Raw genomic sequence first — 16,822 nt, forward strand, 5'->3', positions numbered from 1 at the left:
GAACCCCATGCGCTGGGACAACCTCTCCGCTCCCCCGGACGAGGGGACTCCCGATCGGGCGGCGCCGGCGGCTCCACCCCTGCCGCTGGCGCTGCCCGGCGCCGTCGCCCGCACGTTCGACACCCCGGGCTTCGCCGGCATGACCTTCTACGAGGTCCACGCCAAGTCGATCATCAACCGGGTGCCCGGCCGGTCGCGCGTGCCGTTCGAGTGGACGATCAACCCCTACCGGGGCTGCTCGCACGCCTGCGTCTACTGCCTGGGCGGCGACACTCCGATCCTGATGGCCGACGGCCGCACCAGGGCGATCAGCGAGCTGGAGCCCGGCGACCGGATCTACGGCACCCGGCGCAGCGGCGCCTACCGCCACTACGTCGTCACCACGGTGCTCGACAAGTGGTCAACGGTGAAGCGGGCCCACCGGGTCACACTGGCCGACGGCACCACGCTCGTCGCCAGCGGCGACCACCGGTTCCTCACCGAACGCGGCTGGAAGCACGTCACCGGGACCATGCGCGGCGGCGGACGCCGTCCGCACCTGACCACCCGCAACCGCCTGCTGGGCACCGGCGGGTTCGCGGTGGCGCCGAAGCGCTCGGCCGACTACCGCCGCGGCTACCTGCACGCCCTGGTCCGCGACGACGGCCACTCCGGTCACCGGCGCGACACCCGGTTCCGGCTGGCCACCGCCGAGGCGGAGGCGCTGGACCGGGCCGAACGCTATCTGGCCGACGCGGGGGTCACCGTCGAGCGGGCCACCGTCGTCCGGGTCGGCCGCCGGGCGACGACCACTGTGGTACGCACTTCCGGCCCGGCCGACGTCGTCACCGGGCTGTTCGAGCCGATCGACGAGACGACTGACGACTGGGCGCTGGGCTACCTGGCCGGCATGTTCGACGCCGCCGGCACCTGCCACCGGGGCGTGTTCCGGATCAGCGTCGCCGACGACGAGAGCCAGGCCCGCGCGGCCGCGGCGCTGGAGCGTTTCGACTTCCGGTGGGCGCTCGACGTGCCCGGCGCACCGGGAGCGGCGCGTCAGCTCCGGCTGACCGGCGGGCTGCCGGAGCGGCTGCGCTTCTTCCACCTCACCGACCCGGCCGTCACCGCCCGGCGCTCGATCGAGGGCATGGCGCTCAAGTGCGCGGCGCAGCTCCAGGTGACAGCCGTCGAGGACCTCGGCCTGGAGCTTCCGCTGTGGGACATCACCACCGGCACCGGCGACTTCATCGCCAACGGCGTGGTCAGCCACAACTGCTTCGCCCGCAACACCCACACCTACCTCGACCTGGACCCGGGCGCCGACTTCGACCGCAAGGTGATCGTCAAGGTCAACGCCGGTGAGCTGGTCCGCCGCGAACTGGCCGCGCCTCGCTGGCGCGGCGCGCACGTCGCCATGGGCACCAACGTGGACTGTTACCAGCGGGCCGAGGGCCGCTACGGCCTGATGCCGCCGATCATCGAGGCGCTGCGGGACTTCGCGAACCCGTTCTCCATCCTGACGAAGGGCACGCTGCTGCTGCGCGACCTGCCCCTGTTGCGCCAGGCGGCCGAGGTGACACGGGTCGGGCTGTCGTACTCGGTGGGGTTCGTCGACGAGGCGCTCTGGCGGGCGGCCGAGCCTGGTACGCCGAGCCCGCGCCGCCGCCTCGACGCGGTCCGCACCCTCACCGACGCCGGCTTCTCCGTCGGCGTGCTGATGGCGCCGATCCTGCCCGGCCTCAGCGACGACGAGGAGTCCATCGACGCCACTGTCGCGGCGATCGCCGCCTCCGGGGCGGCGAGCGTGACGCCGCTGCCGCTGCACCTGCGGCCCGGTGCCCGGGAGTGGTACGCCCGCTGGCTCGCCCGGGAGTTCCCCCACCTGGTGCCCCGCTACCGGCAGCTCTACCAGGCCGGCTCATACGCGCCGCAGGCGTACCAGCGGGAGGTGACAGCGCGGGTGCGGATGGCGGCACGCCGACACGGGCTGAACCGCGGCGAGACCGGCGACAATCGCCGGCTGCCCGAGACCCCGCCGCCCGCACCGGCCGCCGAACAGCTCTCCCTGCTCTAGCGACGGGGGAACCCGCACCGGCGGGGCTAGTCTCGGGGAATGCGTTCCGCTCAGCAGATCCTCGCCGACTCCGCCGTGATCGCCGTCGTGGGCGCCTCCCGTGATCCGGGCAAGGCCGCGCACCGCGTACCGCTGGAGATGCAGCGGCACGGGTGGCGGATCATCCCGGTCAACCCGACTGTGGACGAGCTGTTCGGCGAGAAGGCGTACCCGGCGCTCGCCGACATCCCGCACCCGGTCGACCTGGTCGACGTGTTCCGCCCGGCCCGCGACGCGGTCGACGTGGTGCGGCAGGCGGTGGCGATCGGCGCCCCGGCGGTGTGGTTGCAGCTCGGGATCTTCTCGGACGAGGCGCGCCGGATCGCCGAGGAGGCCGGCCTCGACTACGTCGAGGACAAGTGCCTCATCGTCGAGCGGGCCGCCGCCGGCCTGACCCGTCGCGACTGACGGCTCCGGGCGGGGGCTCGGGCCCGAAGATCAGGTCGAGCTGGGCGTCGAGCGCGGCCAACGCGGTCTCCGGGGGGTAGTGACCGCCGAGCACGTAGATGCCGAGACCCTCCATCACCGCGAGCAGCCCGACCGCGGCCCGTTCCGGGTCCACCCGGCCGTCCGCGACGAACGGTGAGCCGGTGGCGATCTGCCCGGCCACGAAGGCCAGCAGCGCGGCCGTCTCGTCGTGCAGCGCGGCGGCCACGGCCGGCCGGACGGCGGTGTACGCGAGGAACGCCAGGGCCACCCGCCCGTCCGCCCGCCGGTCCTCGTCCAGCGGCAGCAGCTCGGCCAGCATGGCCCGCAGCAGCGCCCGGGGCGCCGGAGTCGCGCCGAGCGGCTCGACCGCCTTCCGGACCCGGGCCTCGTTGCGCTCGCGCACCACGGCGAGCGCGAAGACCATCATCTCGTCCCGGGTGCGGAAGTAGTGCTGCACCATCCCGGTGCTGACCTCGGCGGCGGCGGCCACGTGGCGCAGGCTGACCGCCTCCAGGCCCTGTTCGGCAGCGACCCGCATCAGCGCGTCGGCGATCAGCGCGCGACGCTCCCGGTGGTCGACCCGCTTCGGCATGTCCCCATGGTTTCACAATACGACTGCATTGACACACCGCCGACACGCGTTTTACATTGCAGTTGTATTGAAAAAGAGGGGGTGCGGTCATGGAACGGGCGATCCGGCTGGCGCGGCGTGCGGTGGCGTACGAGTGGGGCATGTGGCGCAGCCTCACCCGGTGGATCCTGCGCCGCCCGTATCCGGTCGCCCCGGGCGCGGGGACGTACGCCTACGTCGGCGGCGTGCAGCCGATCCTGCTGGCCTTCATCGCCCTGTCCACGATCGAGATCCCGATCCTCGACGTGATCCTGCGGCACACGGTCGACCAGCCGACAGTGCGGCACGCGGCGATCGCGCTCGGCGTCTGGGGTGTGCTGTGGATGATCGGGCTGCTGGCCGCCCTCCGGATCCATCCGCACGTCGTCGACGACGCCGGCCTGCGGGTGCGCAACGGCACCTCGGTCGACGTCACGATCCCGTGGAGCGCGGTCGCCCGGGTGGCGGTCCGCCGCCGGTCACTGCCGTCCAGCCGGGCCGTCCAGTACGACGCGGACGACCCGGCGGTGCTCAACCTCGGCGTCGGCAGCCAGACGGCGGTCGACGTGGTGCTGCGCGAGCCGCTGTCGGTACGGCTGCCGAAGGGGCCGAGCGAGCCGGTACGGGAGATCCGGCTGTACGCCGACGACCCGACGGCGCTGGCCGAGCACGCGCGGCGGCACCTGCCCGCCGCCGAGCAGGCAGCGCGCCGGCCCGAGCGGTGAGCCGGGCCCCTACTGCTTGTACTGCTTGAGCAGACCGCGCGAGATGATCGTCTTCTGGATCTCCGAGGTGCCCTCGCCGATCAGCAGGAACGGCGCCTCGCGCATCAGGCGCTCGATCTCGTACTCCTTGGAGTAGCCGTAGCCGCCGTGGATCCGGAACGCCTCCTGCACCACCTCGGCGCAGTACTCGGACGCGAGCAGCTTCGCCATGCCCGCCTCGACGTCGTTGCGCTGGCCGGCGTCCTTGAGCCGGGCCGCGTTGACCATGAGCGCGTGCGCGGCCTCGATCTTCGTACCCATCTCGGCGAGCTTGAACGCGACGGCCTGGTGCCTGGCGAGCGGCTGGCCGAAGGTGTGGCGCTGCTGGGCGTACGCGACCGCCAGCTCGAACGCCCGGATCGAGATGCCGCAGGCGCGGGCCGCGACGTTGACGCGGCCGACCTCGATGCCGTCCATCATCTGGTAGAAGCCGCGGCCGACCTTCTCCTCGCCGCCGAGCACGGCGGAGGCGGGCACCGTGACGCCGTCGAGCACCATCTCGGTGGTCTCGACGCCCTTGTAGCCCATCTTGTCGATCTTGCCGGGGATGGTGAGGCCGGGCGCGGTCTCGCCGAAGCCGGGCTCCTTCTCCAGCAGGAAGGTGCTCATGTTGCCGTAGACCGAGTCGGCCCCGGTGTCGGTCTTGACCAGGGTGGCCACCACCGACGAGTACGCCCCGTTGGTCAGCCACATCTTCTGGCCGTTGAGGACGTAGTTGTCGCCGTCGCGGACGGCCTTCGACTTGATCGCCGAGACGTCCGAGCCGCACTCGGGCTCCGACATCGAGAACGCGCCCCGCACCTCGCCGGTGGCCATCCGGGGCAGCAGCCGGGCCTTCTGGTCGGCCGAGCCGTGCTGCGAGATCAGGTACGCCACGATGAAGTGGGTGTTGACGATGCCGGAGATCGACATCCAGCCCCGGGACAGCTCCTCGACCACGAGCGCGTAGGTCAGCAGGGACTCGCCCAGGCCGCCGTACTCCTCGTCGATGGTGAGGCCGAACAGCCCCATCTCGCGCATCCCGTCGAGGATGTCGCTCGGGTACTCGTCGGCGTGCTCCAGCCGCTGCGCGTGCGGGATGATCTCCTTGTCGGCGAACTCCCGGACGGTTTCCAGGATCGACCGCTGCACGTCGGTCAGTCCGGGTGTCTGGGCGAGTCGGGCCATCTCAGCCTCCGGGGTCGGCGCCTTACTCATGGGTAACTGAACGCTCGGTCAGTATCGGTCCCGCGACCGGCCGCGCCAAGGTGACCAGTCCACACAACCGCTGTGAAAAGGTTCACCGCTGCGGGTAGCGTCCGCAAGAGAAAGGGCCGTCGACCTGGGGAAAGGGGCGCCCGTGACCGACGAGCAGCCACCGTCGCCGTACGAGCCGCCGTCGCACGGCCAGCCGTACGGGCAGCCGCAGTACGGCCAGCAGCACCCGCAGTGGGGCCAGCAACCCCCGTACGCACCGCAGCCGCCCTACGGCCAGTACGGCCCGCCCGGCCAGGGGCCGGGACCAGGCCCCCGTGGCACGAACGTGCTCGCCATCCTGTCGCTCGTCTTCGCGTTCGTCTTCGCGCCCGCCGGCATCGTCTGCGGCCACCTGGCCAAGCGGCAGATCCGGCAGACCGGCGAGGACGGCGACCAGCTCGCCAACTGGGGGCTGATCCTCAGCTACATCTTCACCGCGATCGGCCTGCTGGTCTGCTGCGGCTGGATCGGGCTGGCGATCTGGGCCAACTCCGACAACGGCACCTACTGACAGTCAGCGGAACTGCGCCTCCCGGACGCTGTTGCCGCCGTCGACCACGAGCATCTGCCCGGTGATGTACGACGCGGCCGGCGAGCAGAGGAACGCGATGGCCGCGGCCACCTCGTCCGGCGTGCCGGGACGCCCGACCGGCGTACCCAGGCCCTGCTTGATCTCGGCCATGGTGGACGCCGCGGTGTGGATGATTCCGGGCGCCACCGCGTTCACCGTCACCCCGTCGGCGATCATCTCCATCGCCAGCGCCCGGGTCAGCCCGACCACACCGGCCTTGGCCGCCGCGTAGGCCGCCTCGGTGGGCAGCGCGTTGACCGGCCCGGCGGTGGCGGCCAGGTTGACGATCCGGCCCCAGCCCCGCTCGGCCATGCCGCCGATGAACGCGCGGCTGCACAGGAATGCGGTGGTCAGGTTGCGGTCGATCTCGCCGCGCCACTCGTCGTACGTCAGCTGGGCCACCGGTCGCAGCACCTCCGGGCTGGCCCGGCTGGCCAGGCCCGCGTTGTTCACCAGCACCTCGACGTCGCCGAGCTGCTCGGCCACCGCGTCGGCGAGCGCGCCCACCTCCGACTCGTCGGTGAGGTCGGCGACGAAACCGGTGACGCCCAGCTCGCCCGCGCGTTCGTGGATGCGCCTCGTGGTGGACACGATCGCCACCCGGGCGCCCAGGTCGGACAGCCGGCGCGCGGTCGCGTACCCGATGCCGTCCGGGCTGCCCGCGCCGGTCACCAGCGCGACCCGGCCGTCCAGGCGCATGGTGGCCGGTTCCGGCAGCGGCGCCGGCCGTTCGGAGTCGGCGGTGCCGGCCGGCTCGCCGGCGCGCGGGCGCCGCACCGACCCCGGCCGGCTCATGTCCCGTCGCGACCGACCCCCACGCGCGTCAAGTGCCATGCCGAGGATCCTGCCCCGTGCCGACCCCACGGGCAACGCGGTGGCCGGAAAGGGGACGTCCGTGTCGCGCGCAAGGTGGCTACCCTGAGCGCGACCACGTACCTGGAGATGATCAGATGACCTATCCCCCACCGTCCGGTGGCTGGCAGGACCCCTCGGCGGCCGGGCCGCAGTCGAGCCCACCGGCCGATCCGATGGCCGGCAATCCCATCCCGGCCCAGCCCACCTCGGCGGACCCGTACGCGTCCGCCGACCCGTACGCCGGCATGAAGTCCGCCGACCCGTACGCGGCGGCCGGTTACCCGCCGGGCGCCTATCCGCAGCCGGGCGCGTACCCGCCCCCGGGTGGTTATCCCGGATACGGGTACCCCTCCGGACCGAAGCAGAACGGCCTGGCCATCGCCGCGATGGTCATTTCGATCGTCGGCGCGCTCGGCCTCTGCGGTTACGGCCTCGGCGGCTACATCGGCGTGGTGGGCGCGATCCTCGGCCACGTGTCCCGTAAGCAGATCAGGGAGCGCGGCGAGGGCGGCGAGGGCTTCGCCACCGCAGGCATCATCGTCGGCTGGATCGCCACCGTGCTGGCCGTGCTGGCCACCGCCGCCATCGTGATCTTCATTGTCTGGGCGGCCAACCAGGACTCGTCCGGCTACGACAGCACGACCTACTGAACTCGGCGGGCCGCCCCGCGAACTCGGGGCGGCCCGGGCCGGTCACTCCGAGGGCGGGGTGAACGAGGAGGTACGGGACATGCCGGCGGCGCGTCCCTTGGCGGCGATCACCAGCGCCATCTTGCGGGACGCCTCGTCGATCATCTCGTCGCCGAGCATCACCGCGCCGAGCTTCCCGCCCGCCTCCGAGGTGTAGTAGTCGTACGCGTCGAGGATCAGCTCGGCGTGGTCGTAGTCGGCCTGCGCCGGGGAGTAGACCTCGTTCGCGGCGTCGATCTGGCCGGGGTGCAGCACCCACTTGCCGTCGAAGCCCAGCGCCGCCGAGCGCTTCGCCACCTCGCGGAACGCGTCCACGTCCCGGATCTGCAGGAACGGGCCGTCGATGGCCTGCTTGTCGTGCATCCGCGCGGCCATCAGGATGCGCATGAGGATGTAGTGGTACGGGTCGCCCGGGTAGTCCGGGATCAGCGCGCCGACCACCAGCGACTTCATGTTGATCGAGGCCATGAAGTCGGCCGGGCCGAAGATGATCGTCTCGACCCGGGGCGAGGCGCCGGCGATGGCGTCCACGTTCACCAGCCCGGCCGCGTTCTCGATCTGTGCCTCGATGCCGATCCGGCCCACCTCCAGGCCGAGCGTCTTCTCGATCTGGGTGAGCAGCAGGTCCAGCCAGTGCACCTGCTCGGCGTTCTGCACCTTCGGCAGCATGATGCAGTCCAGGTTCGCCCCGGCGCCCTCGACCACCTCGATGACGTCCCGGTAGGTCCACGGCGTGGTCAGGTCGTTGACCCGGACCACGCGGGTCTTGCCCGCCCAGTCGCCCTCGTTCAGCGCGGCCACGATGTTCTTGCGCGCGTCCGGCTTGGCCAGCGGGGCGACCGCGTCCTCCAGGTCCAGGAAGACCTGGTCGGCGGGGAGGCCCTGGGCCTTGCCGAGCATTTTGACGCTGGAGCCGGGTACCGCCAGGCAGGATCGGCGGGGACGACCGACAGCGGTCATGGATGCGCTCCTTCCAGCGTCCGGCGCGAGTGCCGGCGCAGCGGTGGATTTCGAGAACTTAACGATCCCAAAGGGCGTGGTGACGCCACGGTAACCTCGTGCCGTGACCGGGGTGAATGGACCTGTGGAAGATCTCACTGAGCGTCGGATCGTGGTGCTGACCGGGGCCAGCTCCGGCATCGGGCTGGCTGCCGCGGAGGAACTGGCGCGCCGCGGTGACCAGGTGGTGCTGGTCGGCCGCGACCCGGCCCGGCTGCGCGCCGCGGGCGAACGGGTCCGCGAGTGCTGCGGCGAGCAGCCGGAGCTGTTCCGCGCCGACTTCGCGGTGCTCGACGACGTACGCGGGCTCGCCGAGCGGTTACGCGAGCGGTACGACCGGATCGACGTGCTCGCCAACAACGCCGGCGCGATCGTGCTGGAACCGATCACCACGGTCGACGGGTTCGAGCTGAGCATGCAGGCCAACCACCTCGCCCCGTTCCTGCTCAGCAACCTGCTGCGGGACCGGATCGGGCGGATGGTGGTCACCGGATCGGACGCGCACCGCAGCGGTGTGCTGGACCCGGACGACCTCAACTCCGCGTTGCGCTCCTACCGGCCGTTCCGCGCGTACGGCACCAGCAAGCAGGCGAACATCCTGTTCACCGCCGAGGCGGCGCGACGCTGGCCGGAGGTGCCGGCGCACGTGTTCCACCCCGGCGTGGTGCGTACCCGCTTCGGCAACGAGAGCCGGATCGTGGCGCTCGGCATGCGGCTGCTGCCGTTCCGCAGCCCGGAGAAGGGCGCGGAGACGCTCGTCTGGCTCGCCTGCCAGGATCCGGCCCGGCTGATCGACGGCGGCTACTACGCCGACCGCAAGCCGCACCGGCCCCGGCCCAAGGCCGCCGACCCGGCGCTGGCCGCCCGGCTCTGGACGGCCAGCGCGAAGGCGCTCGGGCTGGACGCCTGACGGAACCGAGAGGAACACATGACCACGGAGCAAGCGGTCCTGCTGGTCGCGCTCGTCGACCTGAGCGCCGACGTGAACGCCGGGCGGCGGTACGAGGACGCGGTGCTGGCGCTGCTCGGCCGGCACGGCGGCGAGTTGGAACGGCGGCTGCGCACCGGGGACGGGGAGACCGAGGTGCACGTCATCCGGTTCGCCGCCCGCGCCGGGCTCGACGCGTTCCTGGTCGACCCGGAGCGCGTCGCGCTGCGCGCCGAGCTGGGCGACGCGGCCCCCGCCACCCGGGTGCTGGAGGTCCACGACGTCTGAGGTCACGACACGTGCACCGGGACGCTCGTGACCACCACGCCGGGCAGCGCGCGCAACGCGACCCGTAGCCGCTGCTCGGCGCGGCTGTGCAGCAGCCGGTACCGCCGCCGGCGCAGCACCACCTCCGGCACGATCACGGTGAGCGTCAGGTCCGGGCTCGCGGCGTGCAGCGCCTCCAGGTAGTGCGCCAGCGGCCCGATCACCGACCGGTACGGCGACACGATCGTCTCCAGCCGCAGGTGGTCCCCCCAGGCCCGCCACTGTTCCCGGAACCGGTCCGCCTCGGCCTCCTCGGGAGCGAGGTGCACGGCGAGCGTCGGCCGCCCGAGTGACGTCGCGTACGCCAGCGCGCGCAGCGACGCCCGGTTCAGCCGGGCCACCGGCACGACCACCAGGTGGCGTACCTGCTGGGGCAGTTCGTCGCCCTCGGCGGGCGGCGCGGACGGCGGCGGATGCAGAGCCAGCGCGTGGTGCAGCCGGGCGTAGTGCCTGTGGATCCGGCGGAACAGCAGCACGAGCAGCGGCACGGCGAGCACCACCACCCAGGCGCCCTCGGTGAACTTGGCGACCGCCGCGGTCAGCAGCACCAGCCCGGACAGCGCCGCCCCGGCCGCGTTGACGGCGAGCCGGCGGCGCCATCCCGGCCCCCGGTGGCGCCGCCAGTGCACCACCATCCCGGTCTGGGACAGCGTGAAGGCGAGGAACACGCCCACCGCGTACAGCGGGATCAGCCGCTCGGTGTGCCCGCCGAACGCGACGAACACCGCCGCTGCGGTCAGCGCCAGCGCCACCAGCCCGTTGCTGAACGCCAGCCGGTCACCCATGTGCAGGAACCGGCGCGGCGCGTGCCCGTCGCGGGCCATGAAGAACAGCAGCCGGGGGAAGTCGTTGAACGCCGTGTTCGCGGCGAGCAGCAGGATCAGCGCGGTGGTGGCCTGGAGGATCGCGTACCCGGGCCCGCTCGGGAACGTCACCCGGCCGAGTTGGGACAGCAGCGTCTCGTCCGCCCGGGGCACCAGGCCGTCGAGGTGGATCAGCCCGACCAGGCCGGCGAACAGCGTGACGAGCATGGCGACCATCCAGCCGAGCGTGGTGCGGGCGTTGCGCCACTCGGTCGGGCGGAACGCGGGCACCGCGTTGGAGACCGCCTCGATGCCGGTCATCGACACCGCGCCGGAGGAGAACGCCCGCAGCACCAGCAGCAGGCTCAGGCCCTCGGCGGCGGGCACCGACGGCGGCGGCACCGGTGCGAAACCCCGCGCCGCGGCCTTCGCGTAACCCACAGCCAGCACCGCGAGCAGCACCACCACGAACGCGTACGTGGGCAGCACGAAGATGTTCCCCGCGGTGCGTACGCCGCGCAGGTTGCCGGCGAGCAGCACCGCGATCACCAGCACCCCGAGCGGCACCGCCCACGAGCTGAGCCCGGGTAGCGCCGAGGTGACCGCGTGCACCCCGGCCGCCACCGACACGGACACGGTCAGCACGTAGTCGAGCATCAGCCCGGCCGCGGCGGCGAGTCCCGGCGTACGCCCGAGGTTGTCCCCCGCGACGATGTAGGAGCCGGCGCCGTGCGGATAGGCCGGGATGGTCTGGCGGTAGGAGAGGCCGACGGCGACCATCAGCACCACGAGCACGGCGGCGAGCGGCAGGGCCAGTCCGAGCGCGGCGCTCCCGGCCAGCACCAGCACGGCGAGCATCGCCTCCGGCCCGTACGCCACGGAGCTGAGCAGGTCGGAGGAGAGCACCGGCAGCGCGACGAGTTTGCGCATCCGCTCGTAGAGCACCGACGCGCTGGACAGCGGCGGCCCGAGCAGGGCCCGGCGGACCCGGGCGGCGGTCCGGCCGGCCCGGTCACCGGGCAGGTCGGCCGCACCGGTGGCGACCAGTTCGTCCGGCTGCGCCACCGTGAACATGTCGATCGGCGCCAGCCGGCCGAACCGGGTGGGCGCCGGGTGCCGGTCGTGCCGCCCGAGCGTCGGGTCGACCGGCAGGTCGTCGGCGCGGCGCGGGCCGCGCCAGCGCTCACCGATCCGGCCGAGCGCCGCCCGTTCCTCGTCGCCGAGCGGCGGGAACTCGGCCGAGGGCGTGACGACGGTGCCCGCCTCCGCCGCGTCGTCCCGGTCCGCCCCCACCCTGAGCACTTTCGTGCAAACCGGACGGCCCGGTGGCCGGAACGGCGCGACTTCGCCCCGACCGGCTCAGTCGCCGAGCGGCGTCGGGTCGGCGGGGGCCGCGACCGGCGCGACGCGACGGCCGGCGCGCGCGCCGCCGAGCACCACCACCGCAACGCCGGCCAGCAGCAGCGCCAGGCCCGGCAGGGCCAGCGGCCGGGGCAACTGCCCCAGCCACACCCAGCCGATCAGCGCCGCGCCGGGCGCCTCCAGCAGGATCAGCACGCTGACTGTGGTCGCGGAGACCCGGTGCAGGGCGTAGTTGAACATCGAGTGGCCGAGCAGCTGGGCGCCCGCCACCAGGCCGAGGATCGCCAGCCAGGTCGCGCCGTCGAAGCCGTGCAGGCGTACGCCGCCGACCAGGCACACCACGAGCAGGATCGCGGCGCAGACGCCGTAGCAGACGGTGGTGTAGGTGGTGGTGCTGATGCTGGCCCGGGCCCGCTCGCCGAAGGCGGTGTAGACGGCCGCGAACAGTCCGCCGACCACCGCGAGCAGGTCGCCGGCGAACGCCCGGCCGGAGACGCCGAAGTCGGCGCCGGTGGCGAGCACCGCGCCGAGCACCGCCACCGCGATTCCGGCCCACACCGCCGTCGGCAGCCGCCGCCCCTGCCCGCGGGCGATCAGCCCCTGCCACACCGGCTGCGTCGCCCCGAGCGCGGTCGCGGCCGCCACCGAGGTGAGCTGCGCGCTCGGCATCCAGGTGGCGAAGTGGGCGGCCAGGGCGACCCCGGAGAGTACGCAGTAGAGCCCCTCGCGCCGGCCCGGCCCGACTGTCAGCGCCCGGAGTTCGGCGCGCCTCCTGGTCAACGCGACAGGGCCCAGGACCGCCACCGACAACGCGGTACGCCAGAACGCCACTGCCAGCGCCGACGCGGCGGCGAACGCCACGAGCGGCGCCGAGGACGAGACCGAGGCGACGGCCAGGGCGAGCGCGCCCACCGTCAGCGCGTCGAGCGGCGGGCGATGCGGAACGGTCGGCACGAACGGTAATCCTCACACGGACACCCGACCGACACGGAAAGTCAGCACTCCGTTACGATCATGCGCGTCCCGGCGATCCCCCCTCGACGTCCGGAGGCGTTCCCTCATGCCCGGATTCCAGGCGGTGCTGTTCGACTTCTTCGGCACCCTGACCCACGGTGTGCGGCGCGGAGCCGCCCACCGCGCCACCGCCGACATGCTCGGCTGCTCCACCGAGGCCCTGGTGGAGGTGCTGGACAGCAGCTTCTACGAACGGGCCAGCGGCTCCTTCGGGAACGCCGAGTCGACGATGCGCTGGGTGTGCGCCCGGCTCGGCGTCCACCCGTCCGACGCGACCGTGCGCGCCGCCGTCGCCACCCGGCACCGGGCAGTACGCGCGGACACCCGGCTACGCGCCGAGGCGGTGCCGGTACTGGCCGCGTTGCGCCACCGGGGCGTCCGTACCGGGCTGGTCAGCGACTGCACGCACGAACTACCGGCGTTCCTGCCGCAGCTCGCCGTCGCGCCGCTGCTCGACGCCCAGGTCTTCTCGGTACGCCTCGGACGCTGCAAGCCGGACCCGGCGCTCTACCTGGCCGCGTGTTACCGGCTCGGCCAGGCCCCGGCCGACTGCCTCTACGTCGGGGACGGCGACAGCCAGGAGCTGACCGGCGCGGAGCGGGCAGGGCTGAGCGCCGCCCGGTTGGCGGCACCGGATCTCGCCGACCACGTGGTCCTCAACGCCGACCACGGTTTCGACGGGCCGTCGCTGACCTCCCTGAGGGGCGTGCTAGACCTGCTCGACCCGGTCCCCGTCGCCTGACCCGGCCCGCCGGGTTCGCGCGGTCAGCGGCGGCGGACGCGGTGCAGGCGGAACGGCTTGCGGACGGCCCGTACCACAGGGGTCGGTCGGGGCTGCTCGCTCAGCGAGCCGGCCGGCAGGTCGGCGCCGGACACCGCGGTGCCGGCGGGCGCGAGCCGGTTCAGCGCGCACCCCTGTGCCGCCCACCGCTCCACCAACTCGGCGGCGGAGCCGGAGGCGTTGAGCCGCTTCGCCGCGACCAGCGGCGCGACGGTGTCCCACTCCTCGGTGCCCGGTTGCAGCCGGGTCACCCGCGCCGGCCAGCTGACGATCCGCCCGCCGTGGTCGCCGCGCAGCGTCACGTCGGCCGTGTCGCTGTCGGCCAGCCCGGGTGCGGCCTGCTCGCCGGGGCCGGTGACCACCAGCAGGGTGCCCTCCAGCGGCAGGCACCACAGCGCGTACGCCGGGCCGCCGGCGGTGCTCACCCAGCAGACCGCGGCCTTCTTCACCGCCTCGTCCACGAGCGGCGGCGTCACCCGCTCGTCCACCTCGTCACTCACCCCGCCATCCTGCCCCATCCCCCGCCCACCCCACCCCGGAGAGGGCCACGGGCGGGGCGGTCAGCCGATGAACGGGGGGACGGTGATCTCGCCTCGGGCCACCGGCATGACCTGGCCGGAGACGGTGGCGCCCACCGCCAGCCCGCCGGACGCGGTCACCGTGCAGGCGAGCGTCGACGGACGGTTGATCTCGATGCCCTGCCGGACGGTGTACTCCGCGCGGCCCTCGCCGGGCAGCAGGCCGCTGGCGACCAGCCACACGCCCAGTCCCAGGGCGGCCGAGCCGGTCGCCGGGTCCTCCGGTACGCCGAGCCCCGGCACGAAGACCCGGGCGTGTGCGGTTTGCGAACCGGGCTCCCAGGAGAATAGGCTGACGTGCTCCACTCCGTACCGCTGCGCCGCCGTCGTGTTCAACCGTGCCCGGGCCACCGCGTCCGGGCGTACCGGAAGATAGGGGAATTCGAGGCCGCACCCGGCGACCCGCGGTGGCGGGCCGACGTGGTCGGGGCCGGTGAGGCCGACCATCTCCAGCAGCGGCTCCGGGTCGAGTTCCGGGCCGAGCGTGGGCGTGCCGCCGGTGAGCGTCGCGCCGGTGGCGGTCACCTCGATCGGCAGGACGCCGGCGCCGCACTCCTGGGTGATCCGGCCGGCGCCGAAGACGCCGCGCCGGCTCGCGGTCACCGCGGCGCCGACGCTCGGGTGCCCGGCGAAGGGCAGCTCGTCGGCCGGGGTGAAGATCCGGGCCCGGTAGGTGGCGCCCACCTGCGTCGGCGGCAGCACGAAGACCGTCTCGGACAGGTTGAACTCCAGCGCGAGCGCCTGCATCTGCTCGGTGGCCAGCCCTTCCGCGCCGAACACCACGGCCAGCGGGTTGCCGGCGAACGGGCGGTCGGTGAAGACGTCCACGATCTCGTAGCCCAAGGTCGACATGTTGTTAGAGACTAGGCCCTTAGGCTGGTGGCCGTGAGCACGCCGAACCGGGTCTACCTCGCTCGACTCGCCGGAGTCGCCGTTTTCGACCCGAACGGCGACCAGGTCGGCCGCGTCCGCGACGCGGTGGCCCGGATGCGGGCGACCCAGCGACCGCCGGAGGTGGTCGGTCTGGTCGCCGAGATGCCGATGCGGCGGCGCATCTTCCTGTCCATCAACCGGATCACCTCCATCGACACGGACGCGGTGGTGCTCGGCAGCGGCACGCTCAACCTGCGCCGCTTCGAGAAGCGCCCGAACGAGCTGCTGGTGCTCCAGGAGCTGCTGGACCGCCGGGTCCAGCTCGACAGCGGGCAGGCCGGCTCGGTGGTGGACGTGGCGATGGAGTGCAGCCGCGGCGGCGAGTGGGCGCTGAGCCGCGTCGCCGTCCGCGAGCACACCGGGCGGCTCACCCGCCGCGGCCACCTCCACCAGGTCGACTGGGACCGGGTCCGCGGGCTGGGCGCGGTCGGCGACAACCGGGGTACGGCGAACCTGCTCGCCGTCCTGGAGGACATGCGCCCGGCCGACCTGGCGAACGCCCTCCAGGATCTGCCCGACGCACGGCGCAACGAGGTGGCCGCCGCACTCGACGACGAACGCCTGGCCGATGTACTGGGCGAGCTGCCCGAGCGCGACCAGGTGGAGATCCTGGCCGCACTGGACCGGCAACGCGCCGCCGACGTGCTGGAGGAGATGGAGCCGGACGACGCCGCCGACCTGCTCAACGAGCTGCCCCCGCCGGAACAGGACGTGCTGCTCGACCTGATGGAGCCGGACGAGGCCGACCCGGTACGCCAGCTCCTGCGGTACGCGTCCGGCACCGCCGGCAGCGTGATGACCTCGGAGCCGGTGATCCTGCCGCCGGACGCCACGGTGGCCGAGGCGCTGGCCCGGATCCGCGAGGCGCAGCTGTCCCCCACGGTGGCCGCCCAGGTCTTCGTGGCCCGCGCCCCACTGACCACACCGACCGGCCGCTACCTGGGTATGGTGCACTTCCAGCGGCTGCTCCGCGAGCCTCCGGCCGACCTGCTCGGCGGCATCGTGGTCAACGACATCGACCCGCTGCGGACGTCGACGCCGCTGCCCGAGATCACCCGCCGGATGGCCACCTACGACATGGTCGGCATGCCGGTGGTGGACCGGAACAACCGGCTCGTCGGCGCGGTGACCGTGGACGACGTACTGGACCACTCCCTGCCGCGGGACTGGCGGGACCGGGACGCGGCCTCCACCTCGTCCGCCACCGACGACGGCACTCTGGACGGCGACGATGAGTGATCAGCGACGCGGCGACCGGCTCGACCAGCCGCGCGCCCCGCGGAGCCTGCAACTGCCCCGCGTCGACGCGGAGACGTTCGGCCGCTGGGCCGAGGGCATCGCCCGGGGCATGGGTACGGCGAACTTCCTCGTCTACATGACGCTGATCCTGGTGGCCTGGTTCCTGTGGAACACGCTGGCCCCGGCGAATCTGCGCTTCGACCCGTACACCTTCACGTTCCTGACCTTGATCCTCTCGCTCCAGGCGTCGTACGCGGCGCCGTTGATCCTGCTCGCGCAGAACCGGCAGGCGGACCGGGACCGGATCGCGATGGAGGAGGACCGGCGGCGGGCGACAATGCAGAAGGCGGACACGGAGTACCTGGCCCGGGAGATCGCCGCGTTGCGGATCGCGATGGGTGAGGTGGCGACCCGGGACTTCCTCCGGTCGGAGCTGAGCCGGCTCGGTGAGGAGCTGGACGAGGCGGCCGAGCGGCGGCGCAAGCTGGAGCGGCGGCAGCAGGAGCGGGAGGCCCGACGGCCGGCCGGCGGCGAGCGGCTGGACGAGCCCCGGGACGAGCTGGACGGCGACTACGCCCGAGGCGGCCGCTACGAGGGCTGAGCGGTCATCGA

Annotated in this window: 18 protein-coding genes; 10 read left to right on the forward strand and 8 right to left on the reverse strand. The window is 73.1% G+C overall.

The window, feature by feature from the left end:
- Positions 1-7 precede the first annotated feature (7 nt).
- Both FB454_RS19500 and FB454_RS19505 read left to right on the forward strand, forming a co-directional pair.
- Positions 8-2,053, forward strand: a complete 2,046-nt coding sequence (locus FB454_RS19500) for an intein-containing Rv2578c family radical SAM protein (protein WP_145823271.1) — start codon at positions 8-10, stop codon at positions 2,051-2,053.
- A 39-nt stretch (positions 2,054-2,092) separates the two neighbouring features.
- Entirely contained in the window at positions 2,093-2,500 is a 408-nt protein-coding gene (locus FB454_RS19505; RefSeq protein ID WP_145754511.1) for a CoA-binding protein, read from the forward strand.
- Here FB454_RS19505 and FB454_RS19510 read toward each other — a convergent pair.
- Positions 2,457-3,113, reverse strand: a complete 657-nt coding sequence (locus tag FB454_RS19510; protein WP_013473901.1) for a TetR/AcrR family transcriptional regulator — start codon at positions 3,111-3,113, stop codon at positions 2,457-2,459. The two genes, FB454_RS19505 and FB454_RS19510, sit on opposite strands and share 44 nt — an antisense overlap.
- Positions 3,114-3,202: 89 nt before the next feature.
- Between FB454_RS19510 and FB454_RS19515 the strand changes: the two genes are divergently transcribed.
- Positions 3,203-3,856, forward strand: coding sequence for a PH domain-containing protein (locus tag FB454_RS19515; protein ID WP_145754513.1), 654 nt, complete (start codon positions 3,203-3,205; stop codon positions 3,854-3,856).
- A 9-nt stretch (positions 3,857-3,865) separates the two neighbouring features.
- Here the strand turns inward: FB454_RS19515 and FB454_RS19520 are convergent, their stop codons facing one another.
- Complete coding sequence (locus tag FB454_RS19520) at positions 3,866-5,062, reverse strand: acyl-CoA dehydrogenase family protein (RefSeq protein WP_013283885.1); 1,197 nt, start codon at positions 5,060-5,062, stop codon at positions 3,866-3,868.
- A gap of 172 nt (positions 5,063-5,234) precedes the next feature.
- Here FB454_RS19520 and FB454_RS19525 point away from each other — a divergent pair, with 172 nt between their 5' ends.
- Positions 5,235-5,642, forward strand: coding sequence for a DUF4190 domain-containing protein (locus FB454_RS19525; protein ID WP_013283884.1), 408 nt, complete (start codon positions 5,235-5,237; stop codon positions 5,640-5,642).
- 3 nt (positions 5,643-5,645) lie between these two features.
- On the opposite strand, the gene FB454_RS19530 is transcribed toward FB454_RS19525, so the two are convergent.
- Entirely contained in the window at positions 5,646-6,536 is an 891-nt protein-coding gene (locus FB454_RS19530; protein WP_145754516.1) for an SDR family NAD(P)-dependent oxidoreductase, read from the reverse strand.
- Between the two features lie 116 nt (positions 6,537-6,652).
- Here FB454_RS19530 and FB454_RS19535 point away from each other — a divergent pair, with 116 nt between their 5' ends.
- On the forward strand, positions 6,653-7,207 hold the full coding sequence (locus FB454_RS19535; protein ID WP_013283882.1) for a DUF4190 domain-containing protein: 555 nt from the start codon (positions 6,653-6,655) through the stop codon (positions 7,205-7,207).
- Positions 7,208-7,249: 42 nt separating this feature from the next.
- Here the strand turns inward: FB454_RS19535 and FB454_RS19540 are convergent, their stop codons facing one another.
- Entirely contained in the window at positions 7,250-8,206 is a 957-nt protein-coding gene (locus tag FB454_RS19540) for an HpcH/HpaI aldolase/citrate lyase family protein (protein ID WP_013283881.1), read from the reverse strand.
- Positions 8,207-8,330: 124 nt separating this feature from the next.
- Here FB454_RS19540 and FB454_RS19545 point away from each other — a divergent pair, with 124 nt between their 5' ends.
- Positions 8,331-9,155, forward strand: coding sequence for an SDR family NAD(P)-dependent oxidoreductase (locus tag FB454_RS19545; protein ID WP_162881502.1), 825 nt, complete (start codon positions 8,331-8,333; stop codon positions 9,153-9,155).
- 18 nt (positions 9,156-9,173) lie between these two features.
- Positions 9,174-9,461, forward strand: coding sequence for a hypothetical protein (locus tag FB454_RS19550; RefSeq protein ID WP_145754521.1), 288 nt, complete (start codon positions 9,174-9,176; stop codon positions 9,459-9,461).
- A 2-nt stretch (positions 9,462-9,463) separates the two neighbouring features.
- Here the strand turns inward: FB454_RS19550 and FB454_RS19555 are convergent, their stop codons facing one another.
- Positions 9,464-11,596, reverse strand: coding sequence for an APC family permease (locus FB454_RS19555; protein WP_486481555.1), 2,133 nt, complete (start codon positions 11,594-11,596; stop codon positions 9,464-9,466).
- 66 nt (positions 11,597-11,662) lie between these two features.
- Positions 11,663-12,619 carry a DMT family transporter gene (locus tag FB454_RS19560; protein ID WP_145823272.1) on the reverse strand — a complete coding sequence of 319 codons (957 nt, stop codon included), beginning with the start codon at positions 12,617-12,619 and terminating at the stop codon, positions 11,663-11,665.
- Positions 12,620-12,725: 106 nt separating this feature from the next.
- On the opposite strand from FB454_RS19560, the gene FB454_RS19565 reads away from it, so the two are divergent.
- A complete protein-coding gene (locus FB454_RS19565) occupies positions 12,726-13,421 on the forward strand; it encodes an HAD family hydrolase (protein WP_030273651.1) in 696 nt (231 codons plus the stop codon).
- Positions 13,422-13,444: 23 nt separating this feature from the next.
- Here FB454_RS19565 and FB454_RS19570 read toward each other — a convergent pair whose 3' ends face one another.
- Both FB454_RS19570 and FB454_RS19575 read right to left on the reverse strand, forming a co-directional pair.
- On the reverse strand, positions 13,445-13,978 hold the full coding sequence (locus FB454_RS19570; RefSeq protein ID WP_186461622.1) for a hypothetical protein: 534 nt from the start codon (positions 13,976-13,978) through the stop codon (positions 13,445-13,447).
- Positions 13,979-14,020: 42 nt separating this feature from the next.
- Positions 14,021-14,890: a PhzF family phenazine biosynthesis protein gene (locus FB454_RS19575; protein ID WP_145823274.1), complete on the reverse strand. Its 870-nt coding sequence runs from the start codon at positions 14,888-14,890 to the stop codon at positions 14,021-14,023.
- Between the two features lie 33 nt (positions 14,891-14,923).
- On the opposite strand from FB454_RS19575, the gene FB454_RS19580 reads away from it, so the two are divergent.
- Together FB454_RS19580 and FB454_RS19585 are read left to right on the forward strand one after the other, a co-directional pair.
- The gene (locus FB454_RS19580; RefSeq protein WP_135243184.1) at positions 14,924-16,210 is read left to right on the forward strand and encodes a magnesium transporter MgtE N-terminal domain-containing protein; all 1,287 of its coding nucleotides are present in this window, start codon (positions 14,924-14,926) and stop codon (positions 16,208-16,210) included.
- Positions 16,203-16,811 carry a DUF1003 domain-containing protein gene (locus tag FB454_RS19585; RefSeq protein WP_135243183.1) on the forward strand — a complete coding sequence of 203 codons (609 nt, stop codon included), beginning with the start codon at positions 16,203-16,205 and terminating at the stop codon, positions 16,809-16,811. Before FB454_RS19580 ends, FB454_RS19585 begins: the two co-directional genes overlap by 8 nt.
- The last annotated feature ends 11 nt before the right edge of the window (positions 16,812-16,822 follow it).

This window comes from Micromonospora sp. CNZ297 (assembly GCF_007827625.1).

Coding starts and splice junctions, on each gene's coding strand:
- FB454_RS19515 (WP_145754513.1), top strand. CDS start 3,203: ATGGAACGGGCGATCCGGCTGGCGCGGCGTGCGGTGGCGTACGAGTGG.
- FB454_RS19520 (WP_013283885.1), bottom strand. CDS start 5,062: ATGGCCCGACTCGCCCAGACACCCGGACTGACCGACGTGCAGCGGTCG.
- FB454_RS19505 (WP_145754511.1), top strand. CDS start 2,093: ATGCGTTCCGCTCAGCAGATCCTCGCCGACTCCGCCGTGATCGCCGTC.
- FB454_RS19540 (WP_013283881.1), bottom strand. CDS start 8,206: ATGACCGCTGTCGGTCGTCCCCGCCGATCCTGCCTGGCGGTACCCGGC.
- FB454_RS19500 (WP_145823271.1), top strand. CDS start 8: ATGCGCTGGGACAACCTCTCCGCTCCCCCGGACGAGGGGACTCCCGAT.
- FB454_RS19575 (WP_145823274.1), bottom strand. CDS start 14,890: ATGTCGACCTTGGGCTACGAGATCGTGGACGTCTTCACCGACCGCCCG.
- FB454_RS19585 (WP_135243183.1), top strand. CDS start 16,203: ATGAGTGATCAGCGACGCGGCGACCGGCTCGACCAGCCGCGCGCCCCG.
- FB454_RS19570 (WP_186461622.1), bottom strand. CDS start 13,978: ATGGGGCAGGATGGCGGGGTGAGTGACGAGGTGGACGAGCGGGTGACG.
- FB454_RS19535 (WP_013283882.1), top strand. CDS start 6,653: ATGACCTATCCCCCACCGTCCGGTGGCTGGCAGGACCCCTCGGCGGCC.
- FB454_RS19510 (WP_013473901.1), bottom strand. CDS start 3,113: ATGCCGAAGCGGGTCGACCACCGGGAGCGTCGCGCGCTGATCGCCGAC.
- FB454_RS19530 (WP_145754516.1), bottom strand. CDS start 6,536: ATGGCACTTGACGCGCGTGGGGGTCGGTCGCGACGGGACATGAGCCGG.
- FB454_RS19550 (WP_145754521.1), top strand. CDS start 9,174: ATGACCACGGAGCAAGCGGTCCTGCTGGTCGCGCTCGTCGACCTGAGC.
- FB454_RS19565 (WP_030273651.1), top strand. CDS start 12,726: ATGCCCGGATTCCAGGCGGTGCTGTTCGACTTCTTCGGCACCCTGACC.